We start from the raw sequence: 21,877 nt of genomic DNA, 5'->3' as shown, positions 1-21,877 counted from the left end.
CGGCGGGCGCCGTAGTCCGGATGGGTGCGGTGGGTGGTGGGGTTAGTTGGGGTTCATGGCTTTGATTAGGCTTTTGGGGCGTAGGTCGGTCCAGTTTTCTTCGACGTAGGCCAGGCAGGCTTCGCGTGTGTCTTCGCCGAAGACGGGCGTCCAGCCGCTGGGGATCTCGGCGAAGGCGGGCCACAGGGAGTGCTGGCCTTCGTGGTTGACGAGGACGTGGTAGCGGCCTTCGGCGTCTTCGAACGGGTTGGTGCTCATCGGGTCTCCTCGGTCAGGATGGTGTGGAGTTCGTCGGCCAGGCGCTGGACGGTCGCGCGTTCGAAGAGCGCGGTGTCGTACTCCAGCAGGCAGTCGACGGGGCCGTCGCCCTGGGGCTCGAAGAAGCTCACGGTCAGGTGGGCGTTGCGGGCGCCGGTCGGGACCGGTTCGAAGACGACCTCGTCGAGGTGCGCCATCCGGGCCTTCTCGTGGTGCACGAGCATCACCTGCGGCGCGGGCAGGCCGAGGGCCTTGGCGACCCGGTCGAACGGCACGTCCTGGCGGTCCAGGGCGTTCAGGTCGGTCTCCCGGACGCGGGCCAGGAGCTCTCTGAACGTCGGGTCGCCGCTGGTGTCCGTGCGGAGGATCACCGTGTTGAAGAAGCAGCCGATCAGGTCGGTGAGGGTCTCCTCGGTACGGCCCGCGACGAAGGACGCGATGGGCAGGTCCGTGCCCGCGCCGTTGCGGGTGAGGAGCGTCGCCAGGGCGGCCTGGAGCACCATGAACATGCTCGTGCCGGTCTGCGCGGCGAGGGCGTCGATGGCCTGGTGCAGGGCCGGGTCGAGGACGGTGTGGATGTAGTCGCCGCGCGGCTCGCGGGTGGCGGGCAGGTCGTACGGGAGGGTGATCTCGCGTGGGACGTCGGACAGGGTCTCGCGCCAGTAGGCGAGCTGACGTTCCGCCGGGAGCGAGTGTGCCCACAGGGTGTAGTCGCCGTAGGAGACCGGAAGGGGTTCCCAGGCGGGGGCCTTGCCTTCGCGGCGGGCCGTGTAGGCGGTCGCCAGGTCGTTGACCAGAGGCACGACGGACCACTCGTCCACACCGATGTAGTGCATGGTCAGCAGCAGCGCCTGTGCGCCGGGGCCGGTGAGCAGGCGGGCGCGGAGGGGCGGCCGCGTCAGGTCGGCCTGTTCCGCTGCGAGGGTGCGGAGTTCCGCCTCCAGATCGCTGACCTGGAGGTGTTCGAGGGCGAAGTCGGCGCGGACCTGAACGAGCCTGCCGTCGCGCTCGGCGAAGGCCGTGCGCAGCGGCTCGTGGCGGGCCGCGAGGTCGTCCAGGGCCGCTGCGAGGGCGGACGTGTCGAGCCCCTCGGGCGAACGGAGCGCGAACGCCATGTCGTACGGCTGCCCGGTGCTGTGGCGTGTCCACTGCCACTCCTGCGGCGGCGCGGCAGGCAGGACGGAGGGGCGTTCGGCGGGGGTCAGGCGGGGACGACCGGTCGTGGTGTCCAGGCGGTCGGCGAGCTCGGCCACCGTGGGGGCGTCGAAGACGTCGCGGAGGGCCAGATCGGCGTCCAGGACGGTACGGACACGGCCCAGCAGGCGCATGGCGGACATGGAGTGGCCGCCCAGCTCGAAGAAGTTGTCGTGGACGCCCACCTCGGGGAGTTCGAGGATCTCGGCGAAGAGCCCGGCGAGCGCCTGCTGCCGTCCGGTGACCGGACGCGCCGTCCCACTACGGGCCGACCAGTCGGGAGCCGGGAGGGCACGGCGGTCGAGCTTGCCGTTCGGCGTGAGCGGCAGCGGCCCATCGAGCACGACGATCGCCGCCGGGACCATGTAGTCCGGCAGCAGCGCCGCCACGTGGGCGCGGATCTCCGCCGGGTCCGCCTCCCCCACGGCGTAGCCGATCAGGCGCGTGTCACGGCCGCTCCGGTCGGCGACGACGGCCGCCTGGGTGACGCCGGGGTGGCGGGTCATGGCGCCCGCGATCTCACCGGGTTCGATGCGGTACCCGCGGATCTTCACCTGGTCGTCGGCGCGTCCGAGGAAGTCGACGTTGCCGTCGGCGCGCCAGCGGGCGCGGTCGCCGGTCCGGTACATCCGGGTGCCGGGCGGGCCGAACGGGCAGGCCACGAAACGTTCGGACGACAGGCCGGGACGGCCCAGGTAGCCGCGGGCCAGGCCGCGGCCGGTGACGTAGAGCTCACCGGCCACGCCGGGCGGGACCGGCTGGAGCCGTTCGTCCAGGATGTGGACGCGCGTGTTGGGGTCAGGCACGCCGATCGGGACGGCGCCCGTCCAGCCCTGTTCGGCGAGCCACAACGTCGAGTTGACCGTGGCCTCGGTCAGGCCGTACGCGGCGAGGAGACGCAGGTGACCGGCCCAGCGCGCGATCACGTCCGGCGGCACGGTCTCGGTGCCGACCAGGACGGTGGCGCCCTCGGGGATGTCGCAGCCGGGCGGCAGCGCGGCCACCAGGGACGGCGGCAGGATCGCGTGCGTGATCCGCTGCTCGTTCATGAAGCCGGTCAGCTCACGCCCCGGCACCCGCGCCTCGTCCGGCACCAGCACCAGGGTGCCGCCGTGGCACAGCGCCATGGACAGCTCGAAGATCGTGACGTCGAAGCCGATCGACGCGAACTGCAGCACGCGGCTGCCGGGCCTCAGCCCCATCCGGTCCACGGCCGTGGCGACCAGGCTGCCGATGCCCTCGTGCGGGACGACGACGCCCTTGGGCCGGCCGGTCGAGCCCGAGGTGTAGATGACGTACGCGGCCTGGTCGAGGGCGATCGGGGCGAAGACGGCGCCCGGCGCGAGACCGGCGAGCTCGTCGGCGGTGTCCGGCGAGTCGAGGGACAGCACCTCGACGCCGTCGACCTCCGGCACCTTGCCCGCGACCTGCTCGGTGACGACCACGACGGCGGCCCGCGCGTCGCCCAGCATGTAGGCGAGGCGGTCGCCGGGGTGGGCGAGGTCCATCGGCAGGAACGCGGCGCCCAGCTTGTTGACGCCGAGCATGACGGCGACCATCTCCACCGAACGCGGCACGGCCACGCCGACCACGTTCTCGGCGCGCACACCATGGCGCGCCAGCAGGACCGCCATGCGATCCGACAGCGCGTCCAGCTCGGCATAGGTCACCGAACGCGGGCCGTCCACGACGGCCACCGCCTCCGGCTGCTCGGCCACGAGCCGCCCGAAGAGGCCGGGGATGGTCAGCTCGTCCACGGCCCGGTCGGTCCGGTTGAAGCCGGTCAGGACCTGCTCGCGTTCGGCCTCGGTGAGCACGTCGATCCGGCCGACGGGCAGCTCCGGATCGGCGGCGACGGCCTCGACGAGCCGCGACAGCCGCTCCCCGAGGACGGCGACCGACGAACGGTCGAACAGATCGGAACGGAACTCCAGCACGCAGCCGATCCGCCCGCTCGTCACGTCCTCGGCGAAGCTGAAGACGAGGTCGAACTTGGCCGTGCGCGCCTCCACGAGCTGCGGCACCGCCGTCAGCCCTGGCAGCGCGACATCGTCCCCGGCACGGTTGCGGTAGCCGACCATGACCTGGAAGAGCGGGTTGCGGTCCGGCGACCGCACCGGGTTGACCTCCTCCACCACGGCCTCGAACGGCACGTCCTGGTGGGAGAAGGCCGCCAGGTCGGTGGCGCGGACCCGGTCCACGAGCTCGGCGAACGTCGGGTCGCCCGACACGTCCGTGCGCAGCACCAGCGTGTTGACGAAGAAGCCGACCAGCTCGTCCAGCGCCCCGTCCGTCCGGCCGGAGATCGGCGCGCCGAGCGGGAGGTCGTCGCCGGCGCCGAGGCGGTGCAGCAGCGCGGCGACCGCGGCGTGGCACACCATGAACATGCTGGCGCCGCCGCGCTGGGCGATCCGGCGCAGGCCCGCGCAGGCGTCCGGGTCGAGTTCGATGGTCAGCTCGCCGCCCGACATGGTCGGCCGGGCCGGATGGGGCCGGTCGGTGGGCAGTTCGAGCTGTTCGGGGGCGCCGCGCAGGTTGTCGCGCCAGTACGCCAGCTGCCGTTCGGCCAGTCCGTCCGTCTCCAGCAGCTCGCGCTGCCACAGCGTGTAATCCACGTACTGGACGGGCAGCGGCTCCCATTCGGGTGCCCTTCCCGCCGTACGGGCGGCGTAGGCGGTGGACAGATCGCGTAGGAACGGCCCGTCCGACCATTCGTCGGTCGTGATGTGGTGCAGCAGCAGCGCCACGACATGCTCGTCGGGCGCGAGTCGGACGACGGTCGCACGCAGCGGAGGCTCCACGGCCAGGTCGAACGGGCGGCCCAGCACCGTCGCCAGCACCGCGTCGAGCCGCGCCTCGGTCGCGTCCAGCACCGCGAACTCCGGCCGGGCCTCGTCCGCGGGCAGCACTCGCTGGAACGGACGGCCCTCGCGTTCGACGATCAGCGTGCGCAGCGCCTCGTGCCGCCGCATCACATCGCCCAGCGCCGCGCGCAGCGCGCCTGTGTCCAGCGCGCCGCGCAGCCGCATGACCAGCGGGAAGTTGTACGCGGCGGACGCGGCCTCCAGCTGTTCGATCACCCACAGCCGCTGCTGGGCGAACGACAGCGGCGGCTCGGCGGGCCGTTCCGGCACGGCGACCAGCTCGGGACGGCGGGTCGCGGCGGAGGCGTCCGCGCGTTCCGCCAGCTCGGCGACCGTCGGCGCCTCGAACAGGTCGCGGATGGCCAGCTCGGCGCCGAGCGCCGCCCGCGCGCGGCTGACCAGCCGCGTCGCCAGCAGCGAGTGCCCGCCGAGGTCGAAGAAGTCGTCGTCGATGCCGACGCGCTCGACCCCGAGAAGTTCGGCGAAGATCTCGCACAGGGCCTGCTCGCGCGGTGAGCGCGGCGGACGGCTGTCGGCGCCGGCGCTCACCTCGGGCTTGGGGAGGGCGCGCACGTCGAGCTTGCCGTTCACGGTGATCGGCAGCCGGTCCACGAGCATCAGCGCGGCCGGGACCATGTAGCCCGGCAACCGCGCCTTCAACGCCTCGCGCAGCTCGCCGACCAGCTCATCGGCGTCCCGCGAGCCCGCGTCCTCCGAACCCCCGTCGCGCGAGACCGCGCCGTGCGAGACCGCCGGGACGATGTAGCCGACGAGGCGCTTGACGCCGCCCGGGCCGGAGGCGTCCGCGATGACGGCCGCGTGGGCGACCGCGGGATGGTCCTCCAGGGCCGCGCCGATCTCGCCGAGCTCGACCCGGTAGCCCCGGATCTTCACCTGGTCGTCGGTCCGCCCGAGGAAGTCCAGGTTGCCGTCCGGCCCGCGCCGCACGAGGTCGCCGGTCCGGTACATCCGGGCGCCGGGCTCGTCGCTGAACGGGTCGGCGACGAAGCTCGCGGCGGTCAGCCCGGGCCGCCGGTGGTAGCCACGGGCCAGGCCGACGCCGCTGATGTAGAGCTCGCCAGGGGTCCCCGGCGGCACCGGGCGCAGCGCGGCGTCCAGGATGTAGGCGCGGGTGTTCCAGATCGGCCGCCCGACGGTCGAGGTCGCGCTGTCCTCCGTCGAGGCGCCGAGGGTGTTGATCGTGTACTCGGTGGGCCCGTACAGGTTGTAGCCGAAGGTCCCGGGCGTCTCGCGCAGCGCGGACCACACGGTCTCCGACACCGCCTCGCCGCCGAGCAGCACCAGCGGCGGCCGGTGGCCGTCCAGCAGGCCCTCGTCGATGAGGTGGTGGGCGTAGGTGGGCGTCACGTTGACGACGTCGATCAGCTCACGGTCGCAGTAGGCCACGAGGGCCTCGGCGTCACGCCGCAGGTTCTCGTCGGAGATGTGGACCTCGTGGCCCTCGATGAGCCACAGCAGTTCCTCCCACGACATGTCGAACGCGAACGACACCGTATGGGCGATCCGCAACCGCCGGCCCCCGGCAGCGGCGATCGTCGGCTCGAAGATGGCCTCACGGTGGTTGAACTGCATGTTCGTCAGGCCCCGGTAGGGCGTGACGACGCCCTTGGGGCGGCCGGTCGAGCCCGACGTGTAGATCACGTACGCCGGGTGTTCCAGCCGGTGCGGCAGGTCGCGGGCGAACGCGGGCCGTTCGGCGTCGTCCAGCGCCCCGCCCGGCAGGCCCGCCAGCTCGGCGACGGTCGCGGCGTCGTCGACCAGGATCCGCTCAACGCCCGCGTCCGGCAGCGTCGCCGCGACGGACGTGGTCGTGAGGACGCACGCGGGGGCGGTGTCGCCCAGCATGAACTCCAGCCGTTCGGCCGGGTACTCCAGGTCCAGCGGCAGGTAGGCCGCTCCCGTCTGGAGGACGGCGAACAACGCGACGACCATCTCGACCGAACGCGGCAGGGCCAGCGCGACCACGCGTTCCGGCGCGGCGCCGCGCGCCAGCAGCAGCCGCGCCATGCGGTTGATGCGCGCGTCCAGCTCGCCGTAGGTCAGCCTCTCCGCCCCGAACACGAGCGCGATCTCGTCGGGTGAACGGGCGGCGCGTTCGGACAGCAGCTCGGCGACGGTCACGGGCGGCACGGGACGCCGCGACGCGTCCCATTCCTCGGCGAGGCTCCGCCGCTCGCCCGGCAGCAGCATGCCGAGGCCGCCGACCTCGTCGGCGAGACCGGACGGGAGCTGGTCGAGCAGCATCGTGAAGCGGTCGAGCAGCGCGGCGGCCTCATCGTCGTCGAACGCGTCGGGCCGGTAGGACAGGGTCACGCGCAGCCGGGCGCCCTGCGTCACGATGAGGGTGACCGGGTAGTGCGTCGCGTCGGCGTTGGCCACGTCCACGATGCCGTTGCGGCGCGTGAACTCCAGCATCCGTTCCTCGCCGCCCGCGTCGCGCAGCACGAACAGCGTGTCGAACAGCCGCCGGTGCCCGGTCTCGCGCTGGAGGTCGCCGAGCCCGAGATGCTCGTACGGCATCAGCGCCACCCGCTCGTCCTGGACGCGGCGCAGCACGCCGAGCACGGACTCGCGGGGCCGCAGGGTGACGCGCACCGGCACCGTGTTGAGGAACATCCCGATGATGTTCTCGACCTCGGGCACCGCGACCGGGCGGCCCGCGACGGCGGCACCGAAGACCACGTCGTCACGGCCGACCGAGGCGGCGAGCACCATCCCCCAGGCGGCGTTGAGCATGGTGTTGAGCGTGAGGCCGTGTTCGCGGGCCGTGCCGCGCAGCCGGTCGCCCAGCTCGGCGGGGAGCTCGACGTCGAGGTCGCGCGGGATCACCGGCTGCCGCAGGCCGTCGTCGGCGGGCCGCACCAGCGTCGGCTCGTCGAGCCCGGTCAGGGCCTCGCGCCACGCCCCGAGGGCCGCGCCGGAGTCCTGGCCCGCCAGCCAGCCGAGATAGTCGCGGTAGTTGCCGGGAGGCGGCATGCCGCTGTCGTCGCCGGCCCGCTCGTACAGCGTGAAGAGCTGCTCCAGGAACAACCACGCCGACCAGCCGTCCCACAGGATCAGGTGGTGGCTGAGCACCAGCCGGTCACGGCCGCCGCCGAGCCGGATGAGCAGCAGCCGCATCGCGGGCGGGCTCGTCAGGTCGAACCGCTCGGTGCGGTCCGCGGCCAGCAGCGCGGCGACCCGTTCGTCCTGCTCCTCGGCGGAGAGCGACGACAGGTCGATCTCACGCAACGGCGGCGGCACGTCCGCCCCGATGAACTGCACCGGGCGCGGCAGCCCCTCGCCGGTGAAGCCCGCGCGCAGGCTCGGGTTGCGCGCCAGCAGCGCCCCCACGGCCGTGCGCAGCCGATCGGCGTCGATGCGCTCGCCGAACGAGAAGACGTCCTGCGAGGTGTAGACGTCGATCGCGTCGGTGTCGTACGTGGCGTGGAAGTAGATGCCCTCCTGCAACGGCGACAGCGGCCAGACGTCCTCGACCGGGACGGGGCTCGTCGCGCGTACCCGTGCGAGCTCCTCGTCCGTGAGCTCGATCAGCTCCGCGTCCTCCACACCTTCGGAGGCAGGGCCCCCGGCCTCGGCGACGGCCACGGCGGCGGCCAGCGCGGCGGGCGTGCGGTGCGCGAAGACGTCGCGGGGGCTGAGCGGCAGCCCGGCCTTGCGGGCACGGCTCGACACGGTGATCGAGGTGATGCTGTCGCCGCCGAGCACGAAGAAGTCGTCGTCCACGCCGGCCTCGAGACCGAGCACCGCGCCGAAGATCTCGCACAGCAGCCGTTCGGGCTCGGTCCGCGCGACCCGGACCTCGCGCGGCGCCGCCTCCGGAACGGGCAGGGCCTCGCGATCGACCTTGCCGTTGGGCGTCAGCGGCAGCTCGTCCAGCACGACGACCGTGCTCGGCACCATCGGCGCCGGAAGCGCGGCGGCCAGCCGGGCCCGCAGGTCGCCGCCGTCAAGCGTGGCGCCCGGAGCGGCGACGGCGTAGGCGACCAGACGCAGGGCGGCGCCCTCGCCGCGCACGACGGCGACCGCCCGCGCGACTCCGGCTTCACGGCCGAGCCGTGCCTCCACCTCGCCCAGCTCGACCCGGTTACCGCGGATCTTGATCTGGTGGTCGGTCCGGCCGACGTACTCCAGGGCGCCGTCCGCGCGCCGCCGGACCAGGTCTCCCGTGCGGTACATGCGGGTGCCCGGCGGCCCGTACGGGTCGGCCACGAAACGTTCGGCGGTCAACCCGGGCCGGGCGTGATAGCCGATGGCGAGCTGCTCACCGGCGATGTAGAGCTCGCCCGGCATGCCCTCGGGTACGTGCCGCAGGCAGGTGTCGAGCACGTACAGCCGGGTGTTCCAGACAGGGCGGCCGATCGGCACGGCCTCGCCGTCGGGTGGGATGGAGCCGTCCGCCCACGTGACCTGGACGGTCGCCTCGGTCGGCCCGTAGCAGTTGTCGACGGGCGTGCCGGTCAGCTCCAGCCAGCGGCGCGCCGTCCCGGCGGTCAGGGCCTCGGCTCCGCCGAAGACCTTGCGCAGGCTCGCGGCCCACCCCGGGTCGGCGGCGAGCTCGTCGGTACCGGTGAACGCCTGCAGCATCGAGGGCACGATGTCGAGGACGGTGACGCGGCGTTCCCTGATGAGACCGGCCAGGTAGACCGGGTCGAAGTGACCGCCGGGCTCGGCCAGCACCACGGCCGCGCCTGAGCACAGCGGCCAGAAGAGCTGCCACACCGAGGCGTCGAAGCTCGCCGACGCCTGCTGGAGCATGCGGTCCCCGGCGCCCATCCCGAACTCGCCCTGCGCCCAGGCGAGGTGCCCGACGATGGCGCGGTGGCCGACCACGACGCCCTTGGGACGGCCGGTGGAGCCCGAGGTGTAGATCAGGTACGCGGGATCGCCGGGCCGGGCCGGGCGCGGCTCGGCGCCGGCCGTGTCGTCAGGGTCATCGACGACGACCGGCTCCGCCTCGCCGATCCCGGCGAGGTCGCCGGTCTTGGTGACGACCAGGCAGGCGCCGGAGTCGGCCAGCATGAACGCCAGCCGGTCGGCCGGGTAGTCGACGTCGAGCGGCACGTACGCGGCGCCCGACTTCAGGACGCCCAGCAGCGCGACCATCAGCTCGACCGACCGCGGGATCGCGACCGCGACGTACTCGCCCGGCCCGGCGCCGCGTGCGGCCAGCCGCCGTGCGAGCCGTCCGGCGCGCCGGTCCAGCTCGGCGTACGAGATCTCCTCGGCCCCGAAGATCACGGCGGTGGCGTCCGGGGTGCGGGCGGTCTGGGCCGCGATGGCGGACGCGAGCGTCTCCGCCGGGATCTCCCGGCTCGCGCCGACGAGCCGCGCGTCCGCGCGTTCGGCGGCGGGCAGCAGGTCGAGCCGTCCGGCGGGAACCTCCGCGCCGGTGACGACCGACTCCAGCAGCCGCGTGAGGCCGCCGGACAGCCGCCGGGCCGTCTCGGGGTCGAAGCGCCCGGTGTCGTGGTCGAGCCGGAGCTCCAGCCGTTCTCCCGGCACGACGGTCAGCGACAGCGGATAGTGCGACGCGTCGCGGACGTCCACGGCCGAGATGGAGAACGCGGCGCCCGGCGCCCGCAGGTCGTCGCTCATCGGGTAGTTCTCGACCGCCACGAGCGTGTCGAACAGGGCGTCGGCGTGGCCGGCGAGCCGCTGGATCTCCGCCAGTCCGAGATGCTGGTGGTCGAGGAGCTCGGCCTGCCGCTCCTGCAGCCGCGCGAACAGCCGCGCGACCGGCTCGTCCGGCCGCCACGTCACCCGCACCGGCACCGTGTTGACCAGCAGCCCGACCATCGACTCGATGCCGTCGACCTCGGCCTGGCGGCCGGACACGGTCGAGCCGAACACCACGTCGCGGTGCCCGGTGAGGCGGCCGAGCAGCAGCCCCCAGGCGCCCTGCACGACCGTGCCCAGCGTCAGGCCGCGTGCCCGCGCCCAGGCGGTGAGGGCGCCGGTGGACGCCGCGTCCAGCGAGGCGCGCACCTGTCCCATCGGACCGGGGGCCGCGTCGCCGCGCGTCGCTCCGGCGAGCAGCGTCGGCTCGTCCAGCCCGGCCAGCGCCTCGCGCCAGGCTGCACGCGCCGCGTCCCGGTCACGGCCGGCCAGCCACGCGAAGTAGTCGCGGTACGAGGGCGCGCCGGCCGCCCGCGAGTCCCCCGTCACCAGGTCGCGCAGCATGATCGGCACGGACCAGCCGTCGGAGGTCAGGTGGTGCAGCGTGAGGATGAGCGTGTGCGGCCCGTCCGCCGCCTCGCCCCGGACGAACGCGGCGCGCAGCAGCGGCGGTGCCGCGAGGTCGAAGCGGTGCGCGAACTCCTCCGCCGCGATCGCCTCGGCGCCGCCCCCGTCCGCCTCGCGCCAGGGCACGGTGGACGATCCGGGGACGAACTGCACGATCTGCCCGTTCCCCAGTTGCCGGAACCCGGCCCGCAGCGGCGCGTGCCGGTCCAGCAGCCCCTGGACGGCGCGGCGCAGCGCCTCCGGGTCCACGTCGCCCGTCAGCTCGATGACCTGCTGGACGGTGTAGACGTCGTCGGCGTCCTCGTCGAAGAGCGCGTGGAAGAGCAGCCCCTCCTGGAGCGGCGTGACCGGCAGGACGTCGGCCAGGTCGCCGACCGCGGACTCCAGCTCGTCGATCTCGTTCTGGCCGATCGCCACGAGCGGGAAGTCCGACGGCGTGTGCCCGCCCGCGTTCAGGCAGCTCAGGTGGGCCACCAGACCGCGCAGCGCGTCGAGCCAGGCCCCGGCCAGGTCGGCGACCTCGGAGAAGCCGAGCACGCCCTCGGGCCATGACCAGGTCGCGCTCAGTTCCGGCCCGGTCTCGGAACCGTCGCGGACGATCGCGTTCACTTCGAGCGGGTGCCCGAGCGGCATGCCCGGATCCCGGCCCGCCGACAGCGGCTCGACGTCGCTCGCGAGCCGCCAGTCGCCCGCACCGTCCGCCCGGAACCGTCCCAGGTAGTTGAACAGCACCTGCGCGGCCGACGCGTCGGCGGCATAGCCGAGGCTCGACGCGGGAACGGCGCGCAGCTGCTCCTTGATCCGCTTGAGGGCGTGGCCGACGGACGGGCCGCCCGCGCGGAAGTCGTCCCAGTCGACGGACCCCGGCGCGAGCCGGGCCGGGAGGAAGGCGGTGAACCAGCCCACCGTCCGCGCCAGGTCGGCGCCGCCCGTGACCTCGTCCTGCTCGCGCCCGTGCCGTTCGAGATGGACGAGCAGCTCGTCGTGCCCGGGACGCCAGGCGGCCACGGCGACGGCGAGCGCCGTGAGCAGGACGTCGTCGACCGAGCCGTGGTACGCGGCGGGCACGCCGGTGAGGAGCTGGCCCGTCACGTCGGCGGGCAGCGTCACCGTGAGGGAACGTTCGGTGGCCGCGACGTCGGTCCGCGGGTCGAGCGGGCGGGCGCCCAGTACGGCGACCGGCTCGTTCACCACCTCGCGCCAGGCGGCCGGGTCGGCGGTCCTCGCGTCGGCGGCCAGCATCCTTGACCATTCGGCGAACGAGGTGGCGACCGGAGCGAGCTCCTCGCCCGCCGCCGCCTGCTCCAGGTCGGAGAGCAGCACCCGCCAGGAGACCCCGTCCACGACGAGGTGGTGGGCCACGAGCAGCAGCCGCCCCTCGCCCGCGAACCACACGGCCTGGAGCATGACTCCCCGCTCCGGTGCCAGGCGTCGCGCGGCCCGCTCGCGGTGATCGGCGAGGTCGGCGTCGCCGTCCTCCACCCGTTCGATGAGGTCCGCGGCGCGGACGGTACCGGGCGGCGGCACCTCCAGCGTCCAGCCCGCCCGGTCGAGGCGGGCGCGGAGCATGCCGTGGTGGTCGATGACCGCTTGCAGCGTCGCGGCGAGCGCGCCGGCGTCGAGGTCGGCCGGCACCCGCACCACGACCGACTGGTAGAACGCGTCGACTGGTCCGCCGAGCCCGCGCAGCCACCGCATGATCGGCGTCGGCTGAACGGTCCCGAGGCCCGGATCGTGGGGCCGTTCGGCGACGGCGGCGCCGCTCGCGGCCGTCTCGGCGGCGACGGCGGCCAGGGCGGAGACCGTGCGCAGGCGGAAGACGTCGCGCGGGGTGAGGGCGAGCCCGGCCCGCCGCGCTCGGTTGACCAGCTGGATGGCGACGATGCTGTCACCGCCCAGCTCGAAGAAGCCGTCGTGCACGCCGACGGCGGGCAGGCCCAGCACCTCGGCGAACAGCGCGGCGAGGATGTGCTCGGCAGGCGTCTCCGGCGGGGCGTCACCGGCGCCCGACGTCCACTCCGGCTCGGGGAGGGCGTCCTTGTCGAGCTTGCCGTTGGGGGTCAGCGGCAGCGTCCCGGTGAGCACGACGATCGTGCCGGGCACCATGTAGTCGGGCAGCGCGGCGGCCGCGAACCGCCGCAGCTCCGCGACGTCGAGCGCGCCGGAGCCGTTGGGGCCGCCGGAGCCGGCGGAGCCGGTCACGTAGGCGACCAGGCGCCTGACGTCCCGGTGGTCCTCGCGGGCCACGACGGCGGCCTGCGCCACGGCGTCATGCGCCATGAGGGCGCTCTCGACCTCGCCGGGCTCGATGCGGAAGCCGCGGATCTTGAGCTGGCCGTCGCCGCGGCCGAGGAAGTCGATGTTCCCGTCAGGACGCCAGCGGGCGCGGTCGCCGGTGCGGTACATGCGGTCGCCGGGAGCCCCGAACGGGTCGGCGACGAACCGTTCGGCGGTCAGGCCCCGCCGGCCGAGATAGCCGCGCGCCAGGCCGCGCCCGGCGACGTACAGCTCGCCCGCGGCACCCGGCGGAACGGGACGCAGCGCCGAGTCGAGGATGTAGCAGCGGGTCCCCGGGTCGGGCACGCCGATGGGAACCGGCCCCTCGGCGCCCGGCTCGGCGAGCCACAGCGTGGAGTTGACGGTCGCCTCGGTCAGGCCGTACGCGACGACGACCCGCATCCGGTCGCCCCACCGGGCGATGAGCTCGGCGGGCACCGCCTCGGTGCCGACCACCAGCACGGCGCCCTCGGGCAGCTCGCACTCGGCGGGCAGGGCCGCCACCAGCGAGGGCGGCAGGATCATGTGGGTGGCGCGGTGCTCGGCGAGGTAGCCGGTCAGCTCCTCCCCGGCGACCCGCCGTTCGGCCGGGACGACGACGGCCGTGCCGCCGACGCAGAGCGACATGACCAGGTCCCAGACCGCGACGTCGAACCCGACCGACGCGAACTGCACGACGCGGCTGCCGGGCCGCACGCCCAGCCGTTCGACGGCGGTCGCGACGAGGCTGCCGATCCCGTCGTGGGACACGACGACGCCCTTGGGGCGGCCGGTCGAGCCCGAGGTGTAGATGACGTACGCGGCGCGGTCCAGATGTCCGGCGGCCGCGTCCGGCAGGTCGCCCTCGTCCAGGCTCGCCAGCTCGGCCGCGACGCCCGGGTCGTCCAGCAGCACGTGCGGGGCGTCCGGAAGGTCGCCGGCGAGCCCGGTCACCGATACGACGGCACGCGCGCTGGAGTCCTCCACCATGTAAGCGACGCGCTCCGCCGGGTGGTCCAGGTCGAGGGGCAGGTAGGCGGCACCCGCCTTCATTACGCCGAACAGCGCCACGACCATCTCGGCCGAACGCGGCACGGCGACCGCGACGACGTCCTCGGCCGCCACGCCACGGCCGCGCAGGAGCCGGGCGAGGCGGTTGGCCCGGCCGTTGAGCTCCCGGTACGTCAGCCGCTCGGCCTCGCAGATCACCGCGACCGCGTCCGGCGTCTCGGCGGCGCGTCGTTCGAACGCGGCGGTCCAGGTCGTCTCGTCGGTCTCGCTCGCCTGCTGCACCGAGCCGCCGAACTCTTCGAGCACCCGCCGGCGCTCGGCGGAGGTCGTCAGGTCGATCGCGCCCAGCGGACGGCCGGGGTGCTCGATCATCGCGTCGAGGACGGCGACGAGCCGGCGCTCGTGCGCTGCCAGCTCGTCCGGGCCGCACACCGCCGCGTCGGCGTCCAGGTCGATCCGGACGCCCTGCCCGGCGGGACGGTCGTACATCGCGACGGACAGGTCGCTGACCGGCCCGAGCGAGTGGTAGTGGACGGTGGCGAGGAGATCCCCGAAGTGAATCCCCTCGTGGTAGGGCATCACGTTGACGGTCGGCCCGATCAGCTCGCGCAGCCCGCCCTGCCTGCCGTGCTCCGTGCCGCGTTCCCTGGCGAGGTCCTCGCCGCGGTACCGGCCGTGCGCGGCGATGGCACGGATCTCCTGGGCCACCGCCGTGACCAGCTCGGCGGGTGTCGTGTCCGGCCGCACGGTGAGCCGCAGCGGCAGGACGTTGGACACCAGGCCCGGGGTGCCGCGCAGCTCCGCGTCCAGGCGGCCGGTGACCGGCAGGCCGAGGACCACGTCGCGCGCGCCCGTCGACCGGTGGAGGTACGCGGCCACCGCCGCGATCGCCAGCCGGGAGAAGCGCGTGCCGAGGGCCTCGGCGACCGCGCGCCCGCGTTCGGTGCGGTCGGCCGGCAGCTCGGCCGTCCGGCGCACGACGTCGCGCGCCTGGACCGGCGGGCACTCCACGAGCCGCGCGGGTTCGTCGGGGAGACCGGCGAGGCGGTCCCGCCAGAACTCGTGATCGGCCTCGTGCAGCTCCGAGCTCCGGTAGTCGCCGTCCCGGGCGACCAGCCGCTTCAGCGACCAGTCCGGGGCGGGCGCGTTCTCGTCGCCGTACAGAGCGGCCACCCGCAGGGTGAGGTTGAGAACGCCCGAGCCGTCGGTGACGAGGTGGTGGTACCGCTGGTACCACCACACCCGGCCGTCGCCAAGCTCGATGACGGCGTGCGCGAAGAGCGGGCCGACGGTGAGATCGGCGACCCGTGCCATGTCCGCGCCCATCCAGGCACGGGCCGCCGACTCGGGATCGGGCTCGGCGGCCAGATCCAGCATGGTGGGCGCCCACTCGCCGGGGGGCCGGACGATCTGGACCGGCCGTCCGTCCCGCTCGCGGAACACCACGTGCAGCGGCTCGGCCTCCAGAACGGCCCGGCGCACGGACGCGGCGAGCCGCGCCGCGTCCGCGCCGGACGGCAGTTCGACGTGACAGCCGATCGTGTAGGCCGGGCTGTCCGGCTCGATCTGCTGGGCCAGCCAGATCCCGGTCTGTGCTCCGGTGAGAGCAAGCTCGGTCCCGGGCAGCTCGAACCCGCCACCGGACATCGTCCCCGCCTTTCCGCGCAGTGAGTCGTCGCCGTTCGGCGTCCCGCCGCCTCATGGGCGGCGGGACCACCCGCTACTTCTTGATGAGCGGGACCACCTGCTCGATCGCGTACGGGATGCTCAGGACGGTGTTGAACGACAGGGCCGCGCCGATCGGCGGGTCCTGGTAGGTCAGGAACAGGTCGCGGCCCTCCTTGGCGACCTTGAGCTCCTTGTAGACCTTGTCGTTCTTGATGCGCGCGTGGGGCTCCTTGCCGGTGGTCATCCAGACCAGCCGGTCGACCTCCAGCATGTTCAGGCCCTCGGAGCCGAACTCGGCGACGTTGAGCTTGCCGGCCTTCTTGGTGATCTCTTCGGGGATCGTGAAGCCGAGCTCGGCCAGGAACGCCGACTTGGGGTCGCCCTTCTGGAAGGCGGAGTACTTGCCCGCCTCGAAGCTGTCGGCCGCGACCGCGGTCTTGCCGGCCCACTGCGGGTTGTCCTTGCGGACCTGCGCGAACTTGGCGTCGATGCCGCTGATGAGCTCCTTGGCCTTCGGCTCCACGCCGAGCGCGCGGCCGGCGAGCAGCGTGTACTCCTTCCAGGGCGCGGCGTAGGGGTCGAAGCCCTTCGGCTGCGCGACCACGGGGGCGATCTTCGAGAGCTGGTCGTAGTTCTGCTTCTCGATGCCCGAGTACATGGCGAAGATGAGGTCCGGCTTGAGCGCCAGGATCTTCTCCGCCTTCACGCCCGCCTCGCGGACGCCGAGGATGGTCGGCTCGCTGCCGCCCCAGGCGGTCTTGGCCCACGGCCAGTCGGTGAACGGCTTGCGCTCGAACCAGTCGGTGACGCCGACGGGCTTGTAGCCGAGCGCCAGCACCGGCTCGTGGTCGCTGAGCCCGATCGTGACGATGCGCTGTGGCTTCTTGGTGATGGTGGTCGAGCCGAACATATGGTCAACAGTGACCGGGAAGGAAGCCGCCCCCGCGGCCGCGGGCGACGTGGTGCCGCTCGCCTTGTCCTTGGAGTCCGAGTCGCCGCAACCTGCGGCCAGTGACATGCCGAGGGCCAGGGCGGCGACCGCGGTGAGCAGGCGCCGTGCGCGCCGGACACCCGCGATGGGCGTGGGGGGTTGGGACATTGCTTCCTCTTCGGACTCGAGTCGAACGCCGGTTGAACGGCCGGGTGGTGCCGGGCAGGAGCGTGGCCCACGTCCCATCTGGGGCGAAACCCGCACAGGGCAGGACACACCGGCGAGGCGATACTAAGGTAAGGCTTACCTTCGTTCAATCCCGCGAAAGACTTGCACCAGGGCTGACGCTGAGGTATGCCTTGCCTAACCCAGCCAGATCGGATCTATGTGACACGTCAGAGCACGGCGCCCTTGCGGAAGACGCGCGCAGCGCCCTTTCCGGCCGACGCGACACCCGTCCGGCGCCGCCCGCTCCGGCGCCCGCTACTGCTCGCCGCGGCGGCGGCGGCACTGGTCGCGCTCTGCCTGGCGTCCCTGGCCATCGGCGCCCGGCCGATCCCGCTTGACCTGGTCGTTCGTGCGCTCGTCGACCCCGGTCACCCGAGCGTCGACGCCGAGACACAGGCCATCGTCACCAGCACCCGCCTGCTCCGCACGGTGGCCGCCGTGCTCGCCGGTGCGGCCCTCGGCCTGGCGGGCGCCGTCATGCAGGGACTCACCCGCAACCCGCTCGCCGATCCGGGCCTGCTGGGCGTCACCGCGGGCGCCGCGTTCGGCGTCGTGACGGCCGTCGGTGTGTTCGGTATCACCGCGCTGATGGGCTCGATCTGGTTCGCGTTCGGCGGTGCGCTCGCCGCCACCGTCGTGGTCTACCTGCTCGGCAGCCGCGGCCGCGGCGGCGCCTCGCCGGTCAAGCTCGCGCTCGCCGGCATCGCGGTCACCTACCTGCTCGACTCGCTGACGAGCGGGATCGCGCTCACCGACCCCGAGGCGCTGGACCGCTACCGCTACTGGTCGTCGGGTTCGCTGACCGGCCACGAGGACACGACGCTGCTGGGCGTCGCGCCGTTCCTGCTCGCCGGCGCGCTGCTCGCGCTCAGCACCGCGACCGCGCTCAACAGCATCTCGCTCGGCGACGACGTCGCCGTGGCGCTCGGCCGGCGGCTCGGCCTGGTGCGGCTGCGCGCCGCCCTGGCGGTCACCCTGCTCACCGGCGCGGTCACCGCCGTCGTCGGCCCGATCGTGTTCGTCGGGCTCGTCGTGCCGCACGTGGTCCGGCTCATCACCGGCCCCGACCACCGCTGGCTGCTGCCCGGCTCCATGCTGGTCGCGCCGTGCCTGGTGCTGGCGGCCGACATCATCGGACGGGTCGTGGCCCGGCCGCAGGAGATCGACGTGAGCCTCGTCGCGGCGTTCCTCGGCGCGCCGTTCTTCATCGCCCTGGTCCGCCGCCGTCGTCTCGCGGAGCTCTGACCCATGCTCGGCCTTCATGTCGCCCGCACGCCCGGCCGCGTGGCGTTCCGCGGCCCGGGCGTCTCAGGTCTGGTACGGCCACGCCTGATCCTGACCTGGCTGGTGCTCTCCGCCGCCGCCTTCGCGGTCTTCTGCGTGACGGTCGCCACGGGCACCGGTGACTTCTCCGTGCCGCTGGCGGACGTGGTGCCCGCGTTGTGGGGCAGCGGCGATCCGGCCACCCTCTTCGCCGTCCGTGAACTGCGCCTGCCGCGCGCGACCGTCGCGCTGCTGAGCGGCCTGGCGTTCGGTGCCGCGGGCGCCGTCTTCCAGTCCGTCACGCGCAACCCGCTCGCCAGCCCCGACATGCTCGGCATCACCCAGGGCGCGAGCGCGGTCGTGGCCACGGGCCTCGCCTACGGCATCGGCTCAAGCCTGGGCACTCAAACACTGGGCCTCATAGGAGGCCTGACAGCGGGCCTGCTCATCTACGTACTCGCATGGAACCGTGGCACCACCGGGTACCGCATCGTGCTCGTGGGCATCGGCGTGAGCTGGATGTGCACGAGCGTCACGTTCTACATGATCAGCCGCACCGAGATCTACCAGGCGCAGAAGATCCTCGGCTGGCTCGTCGGCAACCTCAACGACCGCGGCTGGCCCCAGGCCCAGCCCCTCGCGCTGGCGCTGCTCGCCGTCCTCCCCGTCGTGCTCCTCCTCACCCGGCTCCAGCGAACTCTCCTGCTCGGCGACGAGGTCGCTGGCGGGCTGGGCACCCCCGTGCAGCGCACGCGCCTCACCCTGCTCCTGTGCGGATCGGCCCTCGCCGCGTTCGCGACCGCGGCGGCCGGCCCCATCCTGTTCGTCGCGCTGGCCGCGCCGCAGATCGCCCAGCGGCTGGCGCGCACCCCCGCGCCGCCGGTCACCGCCGCCGCGCTCACCGGCGCGGCCGTCGTCCTGCTGAGCGACCTGATCAGCCAGCGGCTCCTGTCCGACATGGTGCTGCCCGTCGGTGTCGTGACCGGCGTGCTCGGCGCCCCGTTCCTGCTGTGGCAGCTGGCCCGCGCCAACCGCGCCGGCTCTGGAGGTTGAACCCCGTGACCCTCGACACCGACCTGCGGGCCGACGGCCTGAGACTCGCCTACGACGACCGCGTCGTGGTCGACGACCTCGACCTGGTCATCCCGTCAGGCCGGATCAGCGTCATCATCGGCGCCAACGCCTGCGGCAAGTCCACCCTCCTGCGCGCCCTGGCCCGCCTGCTGTCCCCTCGCGCCGGCACGGTCCACCTCGACGGCCGGTCCATCCACTCGATGCCGACCCGCCAGGTGGCCCAGCGCCTCGGCATCCTGCCCCAGTCCCCCATCGCTCCCGAGGGGCTCACGGTCACCGACCTGGTCGGCCAGGGCCGCTCCCCCCACCAGACCTGGTGGCGCCAATGGTCGTCCGGCGACGAGAACGCGGTCGCCGAGGCCCTCCGCGCCACCGGGATGCTGGAGCACGCCGACCGCCCCATCGACGAGCTGTCGGGCGGCCAGCGCCAGCGCGCCTGGATCGCCATGGCCGTCGCGCAGGGCACCCCGACCCTGCTCCTCGACGAGCCCACGACCTTCCTCGACCTCGCCCACCAGATCGACGTCCTCGACCTGGTCGTGGACCTCAACCGGCGCGAGGGCCGCACGATCGTGATGGTCCTGCACGACCTCAACCAGGCGTGCCGCTACGCCGACCACATCATCGTCATGAAGTCCGGCACGATCGTCACCGAGGGCAGCCCCGCCGACGTGATCGACGCGGCCCTGGTCGAGGACGTCTTCGGCATGCGCTGCCAGGTCACCCCCGACCCCGTCAGCGGCACCCCCCTGGTCATCCCCATAGGCCGCCACCACACCGTCTGAAATGTCCGCTCGTTGACCGAAGCCAGGCAACCTGGGGATGACACGGCTCCTTGACCGTCCGTGCTCCAATGCACTACTCGTGGCGGGTGAGCACGCCGTTCCCGCCGGGCTTCAGCGGCATCGACCCCACTCTCATGGGCGGGTTGATCGCCGAGTTCCGCCGTGGCCGAGCGGACATCGCCGGAGCCATGAGCCCGTACCGCGCCCGCCTGGCCCTGTACGGCGTCGACACGTCCGCTCTGCGCGAGATCGACCGGGTCTGCGTCTGGGTCGACGAACAACTCCCGATGCTGACCCGCCGTCGCGACCTGGCGATCGCCCTGGACGACTCCTCCCAACCCGGCATGGCCTCGGTCGACGAGTCGCTCATCCTCTCTCCCACCCGGGCCCGGCAGATGGGGGCCGATCTGGCCGCCCGCTTCCGCACGTCCAGCGACTATCACGACCTCTTGAACGAACTGGGCATGTACCGGTTCGACGCCGACCACGCCGCCGCGTTCTTCGCAGGCCTCGGCCCCGAACTCACCCGCCGCCTGCCCGCCCTCATCGAGAAACACGGCCGCGACGGCCACGTAGCCCGCCAGCTACGCGAGACGGGCGAAGCGTTCGCCAGTGCCGTATCCGGAGGCATGGACGTCCCCGGCTTCGGCACGGTCACCAAGGCGATGTTCGACAAGAATCTCCCAGTAGCCGATCGCCAAGGCGTCGCCGTCCTGCTCTCATACGGCTCGTTCCCACCCGAGTGGCTGGCCGCGCTAGCCCGCCTCCATGCCCTGGAACCCGCGTACCAGCAATTCACCACCGGCGGTGCGACGGCCCGCCCGGACCTGACCGCCACCGACTGGCAGACGCTCCAGCGGATGTTCCAGGCGCTCAGCAACAACCCGGCCGCGTCCCGGCTCGCCTTCCAAGGCATGGCTCCCACCGGCCTCAACCAGGTCCTGCAAACCTTCACTCGCATAACGAGCCTCGACGAAGCCACCGCCCAGCAACTAGGCCGCGCACTCTCCTCCGGCGCAGGCGCCAACGACGAGGCCGACGGCGCCCACAGCACGCACTCCGCCCGCTTCGCCTTCGCAGTGATGACCGTCCTCCCCGAAGAAGTGGCCGACCGTGTGCCCACCTCCATGCGCATCGAACTGGCCCGCATAGCCGGCTCCTACGCCACCGAAATCACCGAAGGTGCCAACCTCGACGATCGAAACACCAACACCGCCTTCGGCAACGTCAAGACGTACACACCCGGTCTCAAGCCGACGTTCAGCCTCAGCCCAGAGGACACCTACGCCTACCTCAAACTCTTCGCCGACTCCCCCGAGCACATGGCCCTGCTCGACCAGGGCATGGGCCGCTTGTCTCACCGCCTGGTACGCCTGGGCATCCAGATCGAGGTCGGCAAACAACAAGGCAGGATCCGCCCCGACGCACCCGGTCTCGAACGCGTCATGCAGGCGCTCGGCTACGTGAGCGGCCTCCAGACCCAAGCTCAGAAGACCGTCCAAGGAGACCTGGACGAACGCGACGCCCGCAACCGCGAGATGATGCGCACCCTCGCCGACGTGGGTTTCGACGTCGCCGACGTCTTCGTAGGCGGCCTCCCCGTCAGCGAAGCCGGCGCTCAAGCGGTCGAGGCCATCTGGTACGTGGTCACCAAGCAGTCCGGACAAACGCTCGACACCATCAAGAACAAGGCGGACCAGAAGACCCGGCTCAGCATGCTGGAGGACAAGGAGCTCCAGATGTCGCTCGGCCTCCAGCACGCCATGGTGCAGCGCCTGGTCCAAGGCGGCTACCCCATGAAGGTCAAACCCGGCGACGCCAAGTTGCCCCACCCCGGCCACCTCTTCTGGAACGACGACGGCCTCATCCCCTACGACGAGATGACCGAGAACCCCAAAATCCTCGACAACTACCTCGCCTGGCTAGAAGCCAACGGCCGAGGCGGCGACCGCGAGTTCGAGATCGGCCAGGTCGGGGCACGCACAAAACTCTGGTTCCTCGGCGCCAGTAGAGCTGCGACGGACCAGGCAAGTGCCTGGGACGATTAACCCGTTCGTAGGCAGTCCGTAGTACCCGAC

7 protein-coding genes are annotated in these 21,877 nt (G+C 72.8%); 4 read left to right on the top strand and 3 right to left on the bottom strand.

Going from position 1 to position 21,877, the window contains the following annotated elements:
• Positions 1-42: 42 nt before the first annotated feature.
• The 3 genes from ABD333_RS25530 to ABD333_RS25520 form a co-directional block, all read right to left on the bottom strand.
• Positions 43-258, bottom strand: coding sequence for an MbtH family protein (locus ABD333_RS25530; protein ID WP_344544854.1), 216 nt, complete (start codon positions 256-258; stop codon positions 43-45).
• Entirely contained in the window at positions 255-15,497 is a 15,243-nt protein-coding gene (locus ABD333_RS25525) for an amino acid adenylation domain-containing protein (protein ID WP_344544852.1), read from the bottom strand. Before ABD333_RS25525 ends, ABD333_RS25530 begins: the two co-directional genes overlap by 4 nt.
• A 73-nt stretch (positions 15,498-15,570) precedes the next feature.
• Positions 15,571-16,617 carry an iron-siderophore ABC transporter substrate-binding protein gene (locus tag ABD333_RS25520; RefSeq protein ID WP_344544850.1) on the bottom strand — a complete coding sequence of 349 codons (1,047 nt, stop codon included), beginning with the start codon at positions 16,615-16,617 and terminating at the stop codon, positions 15,571-15,573.
• A 243-nt stretch (positions 16,618-16,860) separates the two neighbouring features.
• On the opposite strand from ABD333_RS25520, the gene ABD333_RS25515 reads away from it, so the two are divergent.
• The 4 genes from ABD333_RS25515 (at position 16,861) to ABD333_RS25500 (ending at position 21,847) form a co-directional block, all read left to right on the top strand.
• The gene (locus ABD333_RS25515; protein WP_344544848.1) at positions 16,861-17,922 is read left to right on the top strand and encodes a FecCD family ABC transporter permease; all 1,062 of its coding nucleotides are present in this window, start codon (positions 16,861-16,863) and stop codon (positions 17,920-17,922) included.
• Positions 17,923-17,925: 3 nt separating this feature from the next.
• Positions 17,926-18,993: a FecCD family ABC transporter permease gene (locus tag ABD333_RS25510; protein WP_344544846.1), complete on the top strand. Its 1,068-nt coding sequence runs from the start codon at positions 17,926-17,928 to the stop codon at positions 18,991-18,993.
• A gap of 5 nt (positions 18,994-18,998) precedes the next feature.
• A complete protein-coding gene (locus ABD333_RS25505; RefSeq protein WP_344544844.1) occupies positions 18,999-19,799 on the top strand; it encodes an ABC transporter ATP-binding protein in 801 nt (266 codons plus the stop codon).
• Between the two features lie 86 nt (positions 19,800-19,885).
• Positions 19,886-21,847, top strand: a complete 1,962-nt coding sequence (locus ABD333_RS25500; RefSeq protein WP_344544842.1) for a hypothetical protein — start codon at positions 19,886-19,888, stop codon at positions 21,845-21,847.
• Positions 21,848-21,877 lie beyond the last annotated feature (30 nt).

The organism is Actinomadura fulvescens (genome assembly GCF_039533225.1).
Lineage (GTDB): Bacteria > Actinomycetota > Actinomycetes > Streptosporangiales > Streptosporangiaceae > Spirillospora > Spirillospora fulvescens.
This window is presented reverse-complemented; position numbering and strand designations above follow the sequence as displayed.